Source organism: Cecembia rubra, assembly GCF_003014575.1.
In the GTDB taxonomy this organism is placed as follows: Bacteria; Bacteroidota; Bacteroidia; order Cytophagales; family Cyclobacteriaceae; genus Cecembia_A; species Cecembia_A rubra.
The window spans coordinates 132,803-149,896 of sequence record NZ_PYGF01000007.1 but is presented as its reverse complement, the minus strand read 5'-3'; the positions used below and the strand labels follow the sequence as shown (position 1 = coordinate 149,896).

The 17,094-nt window shown below is 39.0% G+C and carries 15 protein-coding genes; 13 read left to right on the top strand and 2 right to left on the bottom strand.

The genetic code is table 11. From position 1 onward, the window contains the following. Window positions 1-24 precede the first annotated feature (24 nt). Window positions 25-1,680, top strand: coding sequence for an Ig-like domain-containing domain (locus CLV48_RS13405; protein ID WP_245889557.1), 1,656 nt, complete (start codon window positions 25-27; stop codon window positions 1,678-1,680). Between the two features lie 454 nt (window positions 1,681-2,134). Beyond that, complete coding sequence (locus CLV48_RS13400; RefSeq protein ID WP_106567800.1) at window positions 2,135-3,892, top strand: AMP-dependent synthetase/ligase; 1,758 nt, start codon at window positions 2,135-2,137, stop codon at window positions 3,890-3,892. Between the two features lie 99 nt (window positions 3,893-3,991). On the opposite strand, the gene CLV48_RS13395 is transcribed toward CLV48_RS13400, so the two are convergent. After that, complete coding sequence (locus CLV48_RS13395; protein WP_146140103.1) at window positions 3,992-4,723, bottom strand: hypothetical protein; 732 nt, start codon at window positions 4,721-4,723, stop codon at window positions 3,992-3,994. A gap of 44 nt (window positions 4,724-4,767) precedes the next feature. Then, window positions 4,768-4,959 (bottom strand): hypothetical protein, encoded by a 192-nt coding sequence (locus CLV48_RS13390; RefSeq protein WP_106567798.1) that lies wholly within the window; start codon window positions 4,957-4,959, stop codon window positions 4,768-4,770. A 291-nt stretch (window positions 4,960-5,250) separates the two neighbouring features. Between CLV48_RS13390 and CLV48_RS13385 the strand changes: the two genes are divergently transcribed. The 11 genes from CLV48_RS13385 to CLV48_RS13335 all read left to right on the top strand — a co-directional run bounded on the left by CLV48_RS13385 (window position 5,251) and on the right by CLV48_RS13335 (window position 17,046). Next, complete coding sequence (locus tag CLV48_RS13385) at window positions 5,251-5,727, top strand: MarR family winged helix-turn-helix transcriptional regulator (protein ID WP_106567797.1); 477 nt, start codon at window positions 5,251-5,253, stop codon at window positions 5,725-5,727. An 18-nt stretch (window positions 5,728-5,745) separates the two neighbouring features. Beyond that, window positions 5,746-8,151, top strand: a complete 2,406-nt coding sequence (locus CLV48_RS13380) for a 3-hydroxyacyl-CoA dehydrogenase/enoyl-CoA hydratase family protein (RefSeq protein WP_106567796.1) — start codon at window positions 5,746-5,748, stop codon at window positions 8,149-8,151. Window positions 8,152-8,265: 114 nt separating this feature from the next. Continuing rightward, on the top strand, window positions 8,266-8,637 hold the full coding sequence (locus CLV48_RS13375; protein WP_106567795.1) for a four helix bundle protein: 372 nt from the start codon (window positions 8,266-8,268) through the stop codon (window positions 8,635-8,637). Window positions 8,638-8,709: 72 nt separating this feature from the next. Further along, window positions 8,710-9,885: an acetyl-CoA C-acyltransferase gene (locus CLV48_RS13370; protein WP_106567794.1), complete on the top strand. Its 1,176-nt coding sequence runs from the start codon at window positions 8,710-8,712 to the stop codon at window positions 9,883-9,885. 140 nt (window positions 9,886-10,025) lie between these two features. Continuing rightward, window positions 10,026-10,382 (top strand): four helix bundle protein, encoded by a 357-nt coding sequence (locus tag CLV48_RS13365; RefSeq protein ID WP_106567793.1) that lies wholly within the window; start codon window positions 10,026-10,028, stop codon window positions 10,380-10,382. A 62-nt stretch (window positions 10,383-10,444) separates the two neighbouring features. After that, on the top strand, window positions 10,445-12,244 hold the full coding sequence (locus CLV48_RS13360) for an acyl-CoA dehydrogenase family protein (RefSeq protein ID WP_106567792.1): 1,800 nt from the start codon (window positions 10,445-10,447) through the stop codon (window positions 12,242-12,244). Between the two features lie 326 nt (window positions 12,245-12,570). Next, the gene (locus CLV48_RS13355) at window positions 12,571-13,683 is read left to right on the top strand and encodes a tyrosine-type recombinase/integrase (RefSeq protein ID WP_106567791.1); all 1,113 of its coding nucleotides are present in this window, start codon (window positions 12,571-12,573) and stop codon (window positions 13,681-13,683) included. Between the two features lie 105 nt (window positions 13,684-13,788). Further along, entirely contained in the window at window positions 13,789-14,265 is a 477-nt protein-coding gene (locus CLV48_RS13350; protein ID WP_106567790.1) for a hypothetical protein, read from the top strand. Window positions 14,266-14,446: 181 nt separating this feature from the next. Beyond that, on the top strand, window positions 14,447-15,520 hold the full coding sequence (locus CLV48_RS13345) for a MotA/TolQ/ExbB proton channel family protein (RefSeq protein WP_106567789.1): 1,074 nt from the start codon (window positions 14,447-14,449) through the stop codon (window positions 15,518-15,520). Between the two features lie 9 nt (window positions 15,521-15,529). Further along, window positions 15,530-16,228, top strand: coding sequence for an OmpA/MotB family protein (locus tag CLV48_RS13340; protein ID WP_106567788.1), 699 nt, complete (start codon window positions 15,530-15,532; stop codon window positions 16,226-16,228). Then, window positions 16,225-17,046, top strand: coding sequence for a hypothetical protein (locus tag CLV48_RS13335; RefSeq protein ID WP_106567787.1), 822 nt, complete (start codon window positions 16,225-16,227; stop codon window positions 17,044-17,046). Before CLV48_RS13340 ends, CLV48_RS13335 begins: the two co-directional genes overlap by 4 nt. Window positions 17,047-17,094: the final 48 nt, after the last annotated feature.

The following is a 17,094-nucleotide window of genomic DNA, read 5'->3' as shown; positions in this document are numbered from 1 at the left end:
TCTTGCGCAAAACAAAGTACACCAATGGGTGGACCCAAAGACGAAGAACCACCTAAATTAGTTTTGATGACTCCGGAAAACGAGTCAATCAATATAAAACCAAGCATAATAGAATTAGAATTCAATGAATACATCAAGGTTGAAAATCCAAATAAGCAGATCATTGTAACCCCAAGGATCAACAAACAAGAAATGGAGGTCAGCACCAATAGAAACAGGGTTATAATCAAATTGAATCAGGAATTGGAGGACAGTACAACATATGTATTCAACTTCCAAAAAACCATCAAAGACATAACAGAGGGAAATGCCCCAGAAAATTTACGATTGGTATTTTCAACAGGTCCGGACATAGACAGCCTCACTTTTTCTGGCAAGGTAGAGCATCTTTTTATGCAAAGAGAAACTTTAATGAAAGACGTCTATGTAGGCTTATATGAGGTAAACGATACGACAGATGTCCTATCCGCTCCACCATATTATATTGGACCAGCTGATTCACTTGGAAACTTCAAATTGACCAATATCAAAGAAGGAAAGTATCTGGCGTATGCATGGCATGATGCCAATAACTCTCTGAAGGCAGAAGAAAAACAAGAAGCATACGCATTTTTAACTGATACCATAAACATCAACCAAAATATTGAAGGGGCACAGTTTTACTTATCAAAAGCAGATTTGTCAGATTTCAAGGTCAATAGAACGACTACAATAGGATCAAACTTCGATATAATACTGAGTAAATATCCATTGGAAATATCCATTGAAAGCGATGATATCAACAAAACACTTTTTTACAGACAAAATGATAAAACATTAAGACTATACCATACCCATCTTCTCAATGACAGTACATCTGTCAGATTACAATTAAAAGATTCCGTAGGCTTTGTTTTAGATACAACCCTCTATGCAAAATTTTTAGAAAGCGATAGAAAAAAAGAAGCATTAGAGGTAAAAACAGAAGGCAAAAAAAACTTTGTCAATGTTTTAAGAACAAATTTTAAGTTCAATAAACCCATTCAAAGCATTATTTATGATTCTTTACTCATCAAATATGATACATCCAGTATAATAAAAGTTGAGAAGAACTGGGTCTTTTTTAAAGACAGTACAGACAGGACATCATTGACATTAAATTGGGTTTTACCCGACAGCATCAAAAGCGAATCATTCATTGTATATGCTGGAGATTCTACTTTTATAGATATAGAATCACAGTTCAATGAAGACAAAATGGAATCAACGTTCAAAAGATTAAAAAAAGAAACTTTATCTGATGAAGTCAAAGTAAAAGTAAATAGCAGTGAATTTCCAATTATAGTACAGATAACAGACAAGAAGGAAGAAGTTATTGCTGAAAGGTACCTAATTGATAAAAATGAGGCTTCATTTGAAAATATTGAGCCTGGAACCTATTATATAAGGGCAATAATAGATAGAAACAAAAACAGACGTTGGGATACATCAAATTTAAAGCAATGGTTATATCCAGAGCCAGTTTACTATGCAGAGAATCCTAATGCTGAAAACAGCAAAGATGTAATTGTAAGAGGAGGCTGGGCATTAGAACTGGAAATAGATCCCCGTAAAGAACAAGGCATAAATATCAAAGCCAATTCTGATAAAAAAGAAGCCACAGAAAATAATAAAACAGAAAATTTATCTGTAGATAAGTAAGATAAATTTTGTGGAAAAGGGTCAATAACTTGGGCATAAAAATAGACTTATGCCCAGACATACATCAAAATTAGCAATTGTTCAGAGTACAGAAAGGATAAGTCTATAATACTCCACAACTATGCACATTCAATTCACCGCTAAGTTATAGACAAATAACTTTTTGTTAACTGTGAACAAATTTTAAACTAGAAACAAAAAAAATCTCATTTACAACACTTTACAATACATAAGCACTGTGAACAAAAAGTGAATAGTCAGAAATTAAAATGGGATAACTGTGTGAACCATTATTTATCGGATATTTATCAACAAATCCACAGCATAATAACTTCTATAGTTTTATTTAATTAAATAAAATAATAATGTTATAGCGTTGTGGATTACTTGAAAAAAGAGGGTTTTGCATTAATGAAAGCTTTTTCATATTTTGATTGGCCTAACCCGAAATAATATGCAAATCACCAGATTATTTGATCTCATTAACCACCAAATAGCCACCTATGACAAGGATGTTTCTTTGGCGCAAAAAATAAATGGGAATTGGAAAACTTATTCTTCCAGAGAATTAAAAAAGATAGTTGACAACTTAAGTTTAGCTTTTTTGGCTTCTGGAATTGATAAGGATGATAAAGTTGCTATTATATCTAACAACAGACCCGAGTGGAATTTTATAGACTTGGCATTGCAACAGATAGGAGCTATATCAGTTCCAATGTATCCAACCATTTCCGCAGATGATTACAATTATATTTTTCGCCATGCAGAAGTAAAGAAAATATTTGTTGGAGACAAGGAGATTTTCGGAAAAGCGGTTGAGGGATCCAAAGATATGGATGTTCAGATTTTATCCTTTGATAAAATTGATGGATGTGATTATTGGGAAGACTTTATGGCCAAAGGTGAAGGAGCCAACCTGGCAGATTTGGACAGTAAAAAAGAGCAAGTTAAATCAGATGATCTTTTTACAATCATTTACACATCAGGGACGACTGGAAGACCCAAGGGGGTGATGCTTACGCATAATAATGTAATCAGTAACCTATTTGCTATTGAAGATAGAATTATTGCCCCAAAGGGAATGGGAAAAGCATTGAGTTTTTTACCACTTTGTCACATCTATGAAAGGGTAGGATCTTTTTGTTTTATCTACATGGGTATTTCAATTTATTATGCCGAAAGCATGGAAACCATTGGGGATAACCTGAAGGAAATCCAACCCCATGTTTTCAATACTGTTCCTAGGCTATTGGAAAAGGTGTATGATAAAATTGTTTCCAAAGGCTATGAACTGACCGGAGTAAAGAAATCCCTTTTCTTTTGGGCTTTGAATTTAGGTCTGAAATACGAACCGAATAAAAATCAGGGAGGTTGGTACAATTTCCAATTGAAGATGGCCAATAAGATCATTTTCAGTAAATGGAGGGAGGCCTTGGGCGGTAATGTGATGCAGATCAATTCCGGCGCATCTGCCCTGCAACCAAGACTGGCCAGGGTATTCTGGGCAGCAGGTATTCCGGTATGTGAGGGATATGGTTTGACTGAAACTTCCCCTGTAGTTTCTGCTTCTATTTGTAACCATCGGGACATACGAATGGGCATGGTAGGCCGTATAGTAAAGGATGTCCAAGTAAAAATTGCCGCTGATGGAGAAATTTTGGTAAAAGGGCCCAATGTTATGAAGGGCTATTACAAGCAGCCGGAATTAACAGCGGAAGTGATCGATAGTGAAGGATGGTTCCATACCGGTGATATCGGAGAGCTGCATGAGGGCCATTACCTCAAGATTACCGACCGTAAAAAGGAAATGTTCAAGACCTCTGGAGGTAAGTACATAGCACCACAGCCGATGGAAAACAAATTCAAAGAGTCTACAATCATTGAACAGATTATTGTAGTTGGAGAAAACAGAAATTTCCCATCTGCTTTGATTGTACCGAGTTTCCAGGGATTGAAGGATTGGTGCAATCACAAAGATATTCCATACACCACGGATTCGGATATGCTTAAAAAACCAGAAATACAGGAAAAATTCCAGAGAGAGGTGGACAATCAGAATAAGTACTTTGGTAAATGGGAACAGATAAAGAAATTCAAGGTGCTCAATACTACTTGGGGGGTTGAAACTGGAGAACTTACTCCTACCATGAAGCTCAAGCGTAAAGTGATCCATGAAAAATATGCAAAGGAAATAGAGGAGATGTATGCATAGTTTAATTGATCCGTCATACTGAACAATTTAAATTAGAGGGTATTTAAAAGGCTGGCAATTATTACTACCAGCCTTTTAATTATTTATAGATTTCAATATTTATTCATCCATGGATCTCCTTTTTTCCAATTTGCCAAATTCCAACTGAATAAAGAAGTATGGGAATGAATCCTTCCTCAGGTTAGTTGTTAGATTAGCAAAATCAGATTCCCATTGATAGGATCCAGAAGGTATTCTATATGCAAATTTTAGTCTAAATATTCCCGAAGATTCCACCCAATGTTCAGCAATATCGGCACCAAATCCGACTAGTAAGCCTTCTGATGAATGCCAAAGATTTACGGATGTCCCTGGATTTCGCAATAAATTATCTAAATCATTAGATGAAGATTCTTTTGATAAAATCAAGTTGGTGTCAGTAAATGAATATCCGATTAATGGATAGAAAGTAAATGAACCTTTTCTTACTAAGTGATAACGTAATAATATATTACCAGTAAGAGGCGTTCTAGACATTCTAGAATTTAGCATTTCATTGGTTCTCGATTGGTAGCCAATGAGACCATTAATACCCGGTTCCAATCTTTTTAATCTGTAACTAACTCCAATACCGTAGTTCAAATTTCCTTTTGGAATAAATGGATATCCATTTTCTACGACTAACTGGTTCAGATTACTATAACCTGAGCTATTAAACGAAGGGAAAATTAATGTTAGGCTCGCTCCTCTATCGAACATTTTAACATCATTTCCATTTTCCAGAAAGCTTGTTTGAGCAATAAGTTGACTCAAAAACATTTGTAAAACTAATAGCATTGTTAATGTTCTCATTTTTACCAAGCAACTTTTACAGCAGCATAAATCGATTCTTGACCTCATCCTTTCCATTTTTCATTCCATTTTTTTACAGCTCCAATCATTCCCTTTCCTAACCCGTAAAAAAGAGCACTATACATTTTTCCACCTAATATTGTTGTTTTTGTGGTTAGTGCTGCGATACCTGCTTTATGACCTGCAGCAACACTTCCCATTTTTATTGCACCTGCTGCTAATCCAGCAGTGTACACGACAGCTGCAGTAATAGCTGCAAAAATTCGGCTGACTATTCACGATGCCTAAATCTGCCTTATCCGTATTCCTTTCGAATAAGAGAATGTCCAAAAAATATTCTTTCATAAAACCTGTATTTTATCCAATTTATTTCCATAAATAGGCGAAAAATTTCTTTACTTAAAATAAAATTTTTTATTCTTTCTTATCTCCATTTTAAATTTACTCTGCATGCATAACTTTTTTTGAAAATAGTATGCATGCATACAATCTTTTTCTTAAATTGTGCGTATCATTTTTGAAAACCTATGAAACGCGAAGAAACAGTCGATTACCATATCAAGAGTGCCTGGCATGCCATATCGCGTATGTACAACCAAAAGGCTGCGCAGCACGATTTTACCACTGCTATTGGTTTTGTGCTGATCAATATCAACTCAAAGGAGGGAACTCCTGCAACCAAAATAGCTCCGCTGATGGGTTTGGAGGCGAGAAGCCTTACCAGAATGCTTAAAAGTATGGAGGAAAAGGGCCTGATTTTCCGGAAACCCGATCCCATAGATAAGCGCTCCGTAAGGATTTTCCTTACCCCCACAGGGAAGCGGAAAAAGGAAATATCTGTGCAGACCATCAAAGAATTCAATTTGCTGGTCAGGGAACAGGTGACAGAGGAAGAACTGGATCTCTTTTTCAGGGTATTCCAGAAAATCAACACCGTGATAGAAAATTTGCAATCCGAAACAATACATCCAAATACGTACAACGAAGAGTTGTACGGACTTTAAAAAACCAAAATACATTTTATGAAAAGATCCATTAAGAAAGTAGCCGTATTAGGTTCGGGGGTCATGGGTTCAAGAATCGCCTGCCATTTTGCCAATATCGGCGTGCAGGTTCTGCTCTTGGATATTGCACCTGCCGAACTCAATGAGGAGGAAATGAAGAAGGGCCTTTCCCTGACGGACAAAGCGGTTAAAAACCGAATCGTCAACACTGCCCTGCAAAACACGCTGAAGGCAAAGCCGGCATCCCTCTATGATGCTTCTTCCGTTTCCAGGATTACTGTTGGAAATTTTGATGATGATCTCCCCAAAATCAAAGATTACGATTGGGTGATCGAAGTGGTGGTGGAGCGATTGGACATCAAAAAATCCCTTTTTGACAAAGTGGAGCAGTACCGTAAGCCAGGTACGCTGATCACTTCCAATACCTCAGGTATTCCTATGCACCTCATGTGCGAAGGAAGATCTGAAGACTTCCAAACCCATTTTGCGGGTACCCACTTTTTTAACCCTCCAAGATACCTGCGCCTCTTGGAAATCATTCCAGGTCCGAAGACCAATCCGGAAATCATCGATTTCCTCATGGACTATGGGGACAGGTACCTGGGCAAAGAAACAGTATTGTGTAAGGATACTCCTGCATTTATCGCCAACCGTATCGGGGTTTATGCCATCATCTCCGGCATGCATGCCATTGAGAAAATGGGCTTGAGCGTTTCCGAAGTGGACAAACTTACCGGGACGGTTATCGGCCGCGCTAAATCTGCAACTTTCCGTACCATGGATGTGGTAGGTCTGGACACTACCGTGAATGTGGCCAATAACCTCTACAAAACACTTACCCACGACGAATCCCGCGATAAGTTCCAGTTGCCGAATATCGTAAAGGTGCTCTACGACAACAAATGGTGGGGAGACAAGACCGGACAGGGCTACTTCAAGATGATCCGTCATAAGGATGGCTCTAAAGAATTGAAGGAACTGGATCTCAAAACTTTTGAATACAAGGATGCCGAAAAGCCAAAATTCAAAGCTCTGGAAGCTTCCAAGGAAATCGATGACCTCAAGCAGCGCATCAAGTTCCTCGCCAACTTTAATGACAAAGCAGGAGAATTTTACAGGGCTTCTTTTTATGACCTGTTCAAATATGTGTCCCACCGGATTCCTGAAATCGCTGACGAACTCTACAGAATCGATCAGGCAGTTTCCGCAGGTTTCGGTTGGGAATTGGGTCCTTTCGAAACCTGGGATATCCTGGGTGTAAAGGAAACGGTTCAGAAAATGGAGGCAGCCGGTGAAAAAGCCGCAGCTTGGGTACATGATATGCTGGCTGGAGGCCATGAGAACTTCTACAAGGTAGAAGGAGGTCAGAAAAAGTATTATGACATTCCTAGCAAATCCTACAAAGCCATCCCTGGTACAGGGGAATTCATCATACTCGATACGCTGAAGGCGGCTAACAAAAAAGTATGGGGCAATGCCGGCACGACCATTTACGACATGGGAGACGATGTGCTTGGCCTGGAATTCCACACCAAGATGAACTCCATCGGTCAGGAAGTGATCGAAGGCATCAATACCGCTATCAGCATGGCAGAAAAATCTTACAAAGGTCTGGTAATAGGCAATGAGGGAGGTAATTTTTCTGCAGGTGCCAACCTGGCTATGCTCTTCATGTTTGCCGGTGATCAGGAATTCGATGAAATCAACCTGATGATCGCAGGTTTCCAAAGAACCATGATGCGTGCACGCTACTCTTCCATTCCTGTGGTGGTCGCACCGCATAATATGGCACTTGGTGGTGGCTGCGAACTTTCTTTACATGCCGATGCGGTGCAGGCACATGCCGAACTGTATATGGGCTTGGTGGAATTTGGTGTGGGTCTGATTCCTGCTGGTGGCGGTACCAAAGAAATGACCCTCAGGTTCTCCAATGAAATCAAAGCCGGTGACGTGGAGCTGAACAGGTTGCAGGAGTACTTCATGAATATTGCTACTGCCAAAGTTTCTACCTCCGCTGCCGAAGCCAGAGGTTTAGGTTACCTGCAGACCAAGGACTCTATTACTCTGAACCGTAAGCGCCTCTTGGCCGATGCCAAAGCGAAGGTTTTGGCCCTACATGAGGCAGGATATACCCAGCCCTTGGAGCAGACCAATATCAAAGTTTTGGGAAAATCCTCCTTGGCTTTGTTCGAAGCAGGTATTACAGGCATGCTGTACGGCAAGTACATTTCAGAGCATGATGCCAAAATCGCCAGAAAACTGGCATGGGTGATGTCAGGTGGTGACCTTTCTTCCCCTACAGAAGTCAGCGAACAGTACCTACTTGACCTGGAGCGCGAAGCCTTCCTAAGCTTGACCGGCGAGAAAAAGACCCTTGAGAGGATACACAGTATTCTGTTTAAGGGAAAACCGTTGAGAAATTAGAGGCGAGAAGCGAGAAGCGAGAAGCGAGAGACGAGAAATGAGAAGCAAGAGACAAGAAACAAGAGATAAGACAGATTTGAGTAAATAAAAAGTGTAACCTAAAAACTAAAAAAAATGAGAAGGAAGCATAATTTTAAAAATTTGAAAGTTTGGGAAAAGTCAGTGGATTTGGCTGTAAAGGTTTACCAGGTCACGACTGAGTTTCCGAATGAAGAAAAATTTGGAATTACTTCACAAATGAGGAGATCAAGTGTATCCATTCCTTCAAACATTGCAGAGGGAACAGCAAAAAATACCTCTAAAGCTGTTTTAAACTCATTGGATATTAGTTTAGGTGAAAGCTTCGAACTTGAAGCCCAGGCTATCATTGCCCATAGGGTAGGTCTTTTGGATCAAAAAACTTTTGACGAACTGGAGGGTGATCTCTCTGAAGTCCAAAGAATGATCCATGGTTTCATGCAAACGCTGGAATCTAACCCCTACTAGAATCGGGTCTTGATTCTTGGCTCTTGATTCTTGGTTCTTTTCAATCAATAACATTCAAACGAAAAAATTAACATGGAAGCATACATAGTAAACGGATATAGATCGGCGGTAGGTAAGGCTAAAAAAGGTGGCTTTAGGTTCTACCGTCCGGATGACCTGGCAGCAGATGTGATCAAGCATCTGGTGGCCAACACCCCTGGCCTGGAGGCCAAAATGGTGGATGACCTCATCGTAGGCAATGCCATCCCGGAAGCGGAACAGGGCATGCAGATGGGAAGGATGATTTCACTCCTTGCTTTGGGTATCGAAAACCCTGGTTTTATCATCAACCGCTACTGCGGTTCAGGACTGGAAGCCATCGCTTTGGCAGTAGGTAAAATCAAAGCAGGAATGGCCGACTGTATCATTGCCGGTGGTACGGAGTCCATGTCCCTCTTGCCGATGATGGGCTACAAAACAGCACTCAACTGGAAGATTGTCTCCCAGACGCCTGACTACTATTTGAGCATGGGTTTGACTGCTGAGGAATTGTCCAAGGATTACGAAATCACCCGTGAGCAGGCAGATGAATTTTCCGTGAGGTCCCATGACAGGGCTTTGGCTGCGATCGCTGCTGGTAAGTTCAAGGAGGAGATCGTTCCAGTAGAAGTGGAAGAAACCTACCTGGATGAGAAGGGAAAAAGGAAGACCAGAAAATTTGTTGTGGATACCGATGAGGGGCCACGAGCAGGAACCTCCCTGGAAGGATTGGCATCCCTGAAGCCAGCTTTCAAGATGGGTGGACAGGTGACGGCAGGTAACTCTTCTCAGACCTCAGACGGAGCTGCATTTGTGGTGGTGATGTCTGAGCGTTTGGTAAAGCAGCTCAACCTGGAGCCGGTGGCCCGCATGATGTCCTACTCCGTAGCCGGGGTGGAGCCACGCATCATGGGTATAGGTCCTAAGGAAGCTGTGCCAAAGGCATTGAAGCAGGCAGGGTTGACCTTGGACAAGATCGATCTGATCGAACTGAACGAGGCTTTCGCGGCGCAGGCTTTGGCGGTGATCAAGTCTCTCGATATAGATATCGACAAAGTAAACGTCAACGGTGGTGCGGTAGCCCTTGGGCACCCACTTGGATGTACAGGAGCCAAACTCTCCGTCCAACTATTCAATGAACTCCGCAGGCAGAACAAGAAATACGGCATGGTGACCGCTTGCGTCGGAGGAGGACAGGGAGTTGCTGGGATATTTGAGCTTCTGAAATAGACACAAGACGCTAGACACAAGATGTAAGATAGATTCTCTTCCGTCAAAAGTCTTGTATCTAGCTTCATTTTGTGTCTAGCGTAAATCATGAATTAAGAGACTGGTTCTAAAAGTTTTTGTTTATCCTAAATTTTCTAAATATGCATAACTACAAAGAGCTAAATGTTTGGAAAAGGGGTATCAAGTTAACAACTGAGATTTACAAGATTTCTCAAATTTTTCCCAATGAAGAGAGATTCGGACTTACTTCTCAAATGAGAAGAAGCGCAGTTTCGGTTCCTTCCAATGTCGCTGAAGGTGCTGGAAGGAGAACGGATGGTGAGTTTGTAAATTTCTTGGGCATTGCCCATGGATCAATTTGCGAATTGGAAACGCAGCTTTATGTAGCTTTTGAATTAGGATATATAGAAGAACAAAAATTTAATGATGTCACGTCAGAGCTTACAGAAATTCAAAAAATGCTTTATTCTCTAATCCAAAAATTTGAAAAAAAATAATCGCAAGTCTGTAGGATGGAGCTTGTCTTTTGTCTTGCGTCTTGTGTCTAAAGTCTAAAAATATGAACACTGCAACAAAAAAATCAATCAACGGAGGCGAGTTTCTGATCAAGGAAACGGAAGCCAAGGATATCTTCATCTTTGAAGAGTTCAATGAAGAGCAAAAAATGATGGCTCAGGCCTGTCAGGATTTCATCGATACGGAGATTACTCCCAAGAGCGAGGAAATAGACAGCATGAAGCATCCTGATCTGGTGCCCGGTATTTTTAAGAAAGCTGGCGAACTTGGCCTTTTGGGTATTTCTGTACCGGAGGAGTTTGGCGGCATGGGCATGAGTTTCAACACCTCCATGCTGATTGCTGACATCATCGGTGCAGCAGGTTCCTTCTCTACCACTTATGGTGCACATACAGGCATCGGTACTTTGCCTATACTGTATTATGGCAATGAGGCTCAGAAGAACAAGTACCTCCCTAAACTGGCTACCGGAGAATGGGCAGCCTGCTATTGCTTGACCGAGCCGGATGCGGGTTCGGATGCCAATAGCGGCAAGACAAAAGCAGTATTGTCAGCAGATGGCAAATATTATCTGATCAATGGACAGAAGATGTGGATTTCAAATGCAGGTTTTGCGGATCTCTTCATCGTATTTGCCAAAATTGACGATGACAAAAATCTTACTGCCTTTATAGTGGAAAAAACCTTTGGCGGTATTACCATGAATGAAGAAGAGAAAAAGATGGGGATCAAAGGATCATCCACCCGTCAGGTATTCTTCAACGACTGCAAGGTTCCGGTAGAAAACATGCTTTCAGAAAGGGGAAATGGATTCAAAATAGCGGTGAACATCCTAAATATTGGCCGAATCAAGTTAGGAGCAGGTGTATTAGGAGGATGTAGGTCTGTAGCCACACTGGCGATCAAATATGCAGGAGAAAGGAAACAGTTTGGCGTAGCCATCAATACCTTTGGCGCCATCAAGCAAAAGCTGGCCGAGATGGCAGTGAGGACCTATGCATGTGAAGCATTGTGTTACAGGGCCGGTCAAGATATCGAAGACAGGATGGCTGCATTGGCCTCAGAAGGAATGCCTGATGCTGAAGCCAAGTTGAAAGCATTGGAGCAGTTTGCCATTGAGGCTGCCATTGCCAAAGTGCATGGTTCGGAGGTATTGGATTATGTGGTAGATCAGGGAGTGCAGGTATATGGCGGTATGGGTTACTCTGCCGATGCCCCTATGGAAAAGGCTTATAGGGATGCCAGGATTTCCAGGATTTATGAAGGAACCAATGAAATCAACCGTATGCTTATGGTAGGCATGCTTTTGAAACGAGCAATGAAGGGAGAGATTAATCTTTTCGAACCTGCAATGGCCGTAGCCAATGAGCTGACTGCAGTACCGAGCTTTGAGACCATTGATACTTCAGAGTTGTTTGCTTCGGAGAAGGATGTGATCAAAAAGCTGAAAAAAGTATTCCTGATGGTAGGCGGTAAAGCAGCCATGGCTTTGGCAGATAAGATCGAGTCAGAACAGGAGGTAATGATGAACCTGGCCGATATCATGATTGAGATCTACGCAGCTGAGTCAGCCATTCTTAGAACAGAGAAATTGGTAAGCATAAGAGGAGAAGATGCTTGCAAACACCAGATTGCTATGGCCCAGGTGTATTTGTTTGAGGCGGTGGAAAAAATCCAGACAGCTGCCAAGGAAGCCATTGCTGCTTTTGCAAAAGGTGACGAGCAGAAGGTGATGTTGATGGGTTTGAAGCGCTTTACCAAAGGCGAGTTGGTGAATACCAAAGAGCTGAGAAGACAAGTCGCTGACTACATGATTGAAAAAGGAAAGTATCCGTTTTCTTGATGATAGAAGGGACAAGTGAAGAAGTCAGGTTTGGAACCATTGAGAAGTTAAGGCATTTAGGTTTTCATTAAGTTGGATTATTTCTCGTAGCGGTCGCAAAGGTAATAACGCCTCAAGGAAGTCGGAAGGCGAAAGGAAGATTTCGGAATAAGAGGACATTGAAGATTCAAGGTATATTTCTGAAACATTAATTTCTTAGAAAAGCCCCTGAGCAATCGGGGGTTTTTCTTTTTCGGCAGGAAAAATAATCGGATAAGTTTATTTGGGAACTTTTAAGGTAGTCGATCAAAGGTTAAATTCATCCAGATTTTTTGCATCGAATTTTTATGAGGAAGCTGGTTTTGAAAAATGACTGGATAGGCAAAAATCCTGTGATCAGGATTGAGTTTACCTACGAATTCGAATTAAAAGAAATGGTCAAGCAATTTCCGGGATGTACTTGGGATACCAAGAAGAAAGTATGGTGGGTAGCTTATGAAGAAGGCAAGTTGTCAGAAATGCTTCAGTTTTTTAAAGGAAAAGCCTGGTTAGATTACAGTGGGTTAAAGAAGGTAGAGATACCCCAGGATAAAGTAAGCGTAGTATTACCAAATCTTTCAGCGGTTAATTCCAAAGAAATCCAACTTTTTGAGCTATGGATGAGGAATAAGCGTTACAGTGAAAACAGCATCAAAACCTACAGGGAAGCTATTTCTGTATTTTTTAGGTTTTTAGACAACAAGCCATTAGAAGAGATAGAAAATTCAGATCTAGAAAAGTTCAATTCTGAATATATCCTTGCAAATTCCTATTCCAGTTCTTATCAAAACCAATTTGTCAATGCCATCAAATTATTTTTTGCCAACCGAAAAGGGATAAAAATCAATCCAGATATTATTTACAGGCCTAAAAAGGAAAAGGTTTTGCCAAATGTATTGAGTAAGGAAGAGGTGAAAAAGATTTTGGATTCCATTACAAATATTAAACATAAGTCTATGATCAGTCTGATATATGCGTGCGGATTAAGGAGGACTGAGCTTTTGAATATTCAATTGAAACATATTGATCCAAATAGAAAGTTGCTTTTTATCCAACAAGGCAAGGGTAAAAAGGACAGAGTGGTTCCTCTATCTGACAAACTTTTAGAATTATTAAGGTCCTATTATAAAGCCGAGCGTCCAATAGTATATTTATTTGAAGGAGAAAAAGTAGGAGCCCAATACAGTGCCAGCAGTTTACAGCAGGTGCTAAAATATGCTGTAAAAAAAGCAAGGGTAAATAAGCCGGCAACTCTACATTGGCTTAGACATAGTTATGCTACTCATTTATTGGAAAATGGAACAGATTTAAGGTATATCCAAGAGTTGCTTGGTCACAATAGCAGTAGGACTACTGAGATCTATACTCATGTCAGTAAGAAAAAAATCTCAGAAATAAGATCTCCTTTTGATGATTTATAAAAAAACATTAGTTTTAATAAACAATGCAATTGTAGTATCAAGCCAGCAAGAATTGAAGGCTTGGTGGTATAAATACGTTGTAATAAGTAAGTTAGCACCAATATTATGACAGCACGACAAATAATGACAACTGCAACTTTACTATTGTTAACTTCAAATATTTGGGGACAATCTGTAGCTGAAGTTGACAGTCTGAAGTTAATGAAAAAGGTAAAGAATATTTTTAAATTATTTAATCAGCCTAACTACTCAGACTTTAAGAAAATATCAACAGACGAAATATATTGTATTATTTGTTCAGACCAACAAAAATCAGTTGAGGAACCCTATATATTTAGCAGAAAGTCATTTTTTGACAATCATTTGACATCAATAAACTCATCAGACAATTTTATTCGGGCGACAAAGTCAAGTACAGTAAAACTCATTAAAGAAAACGCTAAAATGACTGATATTACAGTTTTATTTACCATTTATCAACGAGACGAATTAGCACCTGGACATGAAGGCGGGCAATTAGGAATTTATTTCAAAAAAGTGAAAGACGATTATAAGTTTGCAGGTATTGAGACAATTCCTTAGACAAAGAAAAAATACTGGTGCTAACACGGGTTTTGCGTCAGGCGGGTGGACGTTTGTAATCAAACTTTATCACTTTTAAGTTACTTTAGCCGTGACAAAAACCAAACGGCTTCGTATTCCCGCCCGAACGCAAAGCCCGAAAACGTTATGCCCAATGTTAAAAACGACAACAACCGAATAAATGGAACAACTAATTAGACCTGAAATAATTGAATTTCTTTTAAAACAACTTCCTTGGTGGCTTATTGGCTTTTGGACAGTTTACTCAATCCTAAGTGTATTTTTTAGACCAATACGCAAACACATTTCAAACTTCTACATTATAGAGTCAATTCCAAATGTTTTCGTGACACTTGGACTGTTTGGTACTTTTACCGGAATAGCTTACGGACTATTAAATTTTGATACAACTCCCGACCATATAAAGGACAGTATTAAATTATTGCTTGACGGTTTAAAGTCAGCAATGTTCACGTCAATAGTAGGCATATTGCTATCACTAATATTCTCGAAGATTATTAAAATTTTCATTAACACTAAATACATCGCTGAACCTGAAAGCCCAGAACTTATAGAACTTAGAAATCTAAATCAAAACTTTGAAGAATTTAAGAATGCAATTTCTACAACTCAATACAATGCAATAGTAGACGCATTCAGAGAAGTCATCACCAACTTTAATGATGTTTTCAAAATTTTTATAGAAGACTTAGTCCAAAGTAACTTTGAAGAATTAACTCAAACTATAAACGAACTTTCTACTTGGCAGAGAGAGCACAAAGAAGATGTTGAAGCATTAAAAACAGCATATAAAAGTCTTGTTACTCAACATCAAAAATTTGCAGACACTACTGTAGTCTGGGTATCGAAATTAGATGAAATATCAGGTCAATCAAGTAAGCTTCAAAAGGTGATTGACGAGTTTAATTCGGCATTTAATGAGAATGGAAATCTTTCAAAAGTTTTGAAAGATGTTCAAGGAGCAACTTCTGAACTTATGAAAGTCACTGAGAACTTTAATAAGCTTTCTACTAAAATGAATGAGACTACTGATTCTATAAAAATGACTGGAGAAAATGTCACTAAATGGACTACAAGTGTTGAATCAGTTTCAAATTCAGCTTCTAACATTGTTGAGAGCGTAAGAACATTAAGGTCAATAGATGTTGAAAGTTTAAACAAAATGTTAGCTAGTATGGATGCCCTATTCCTTGAATATATAAAGGACATCGAAAATCGTCTAAACAAAAAGTGATAGAAAAAAATGCTTGGGAGAAAAAAAGACGATTCTAATTGGATTTCAATTGCAGATATGATGACTGCATTAATGGTAATATTTATGTTTATTGCCATTAACTATATTATGCAGGTAATTGAACACACATTTGTTCAAGATGAGATATACAACAAACTTCAAGAAGTGTTTAATGAAGAAATTGAGAAACACGAAATTGAACTTGGACCTGATGGAACGATAAGATTTAACTCACCAAATTCAGACAATTTGTTTGAAACAAATGATGATAAACTAACACAAGGTTTTAAAATATCTTTGTCAAGTTTCATCCCAAAGTATTGGGATGTTTTGACTTCTGACACAACTTATTTCGACTACATCAAGGAAATTAGAATTGAAGGCCACGCAGACACAAAACCTCCCAAAAACGGTGGGGACAGTTATTTATACAACCTTGATTTATCATCAAGAAGGGCCGCTTCAGTGTTGAAGTATTTAAGGGAGCAACCTGTATATAAAGAAGCAAGTGAAAAAGAAAAAAGTAGAATGGACTTCCTCTTCACATCAATTGGATTCTCTTACTCAAGAGCATTAAATGAAGAAAAAAACTATGTACATCTTGACAGCAACAAAGTTGTAAATGATAATTTATCAAGACGAGTTGAATTTAGAATTGTAACCTCAAACGAAAAGTTAATTGAAGCAATTAATAAAGTGAACGAATGATTAAACTTCACGACTTTACAAAAGGTAAAACAGCACAGTTTCTTTCAAAAGTTAGAAAACTAACGTTTGAAATGTTTAGAAATGTTGAACTAATTCAAATTGATGGAATAAAATACGACCCATCAAAAATTGAAATTGATGAAAATGGTTTTGCTGTTTACAAAAACGGTGAAGAAAGAATGCTTCTTTTTTATTACAAACAATTTTTCTATACAAATTGGACAGGTAGCAGGAAACTACCCAAGTATCACATTGTTCATTGTGAAACTCGTCAAGAATATGGTGGCTTTGTATTTGCCAATAAAATGCCTGTAAAAGTTACATCAAGAGAAAATCATCAGACAACACTTGAAAAATTGGAACTCTGTAAGAACTGTAGTAAACAAGTTTTTAAATCTTGGTGGGGCACTAATCAACCTTGGTATGAAGCAGTTTTAAAATATCTCGAACACCAAGACAATTCCTTATTCAAATCAGACGGTTATCATTCGATGTGGAATCAAATAAGCGAAGCATATAGAGAAAGTGTAGGTTTTAAATGTGAATCTTGCCACATAGACTTATCAAATCAAGAAGATAAAAAATGGCTACACACACATCATAAGAACGGAAACACAAAAGACAATAGACAAGGAAACTTCCAAGCACTTTGCTTGCTTTGTCATTCTCTCAGTCATAAAGAAAAACTAATAAAAGGAACAGGCTTTTTAGAAGTTCAGGACTTTATTGACAATTATAAAAGCAAACTAAACTCAAGACAACTATCAGAATATGAACAGATTAAAAGAAACACTGGGCATAACAGCGGTTTGGCGTAATGGCGGGTGCAGTGCTTCGTATGACAGTTTTTTGGTAGGTTCAAGTGC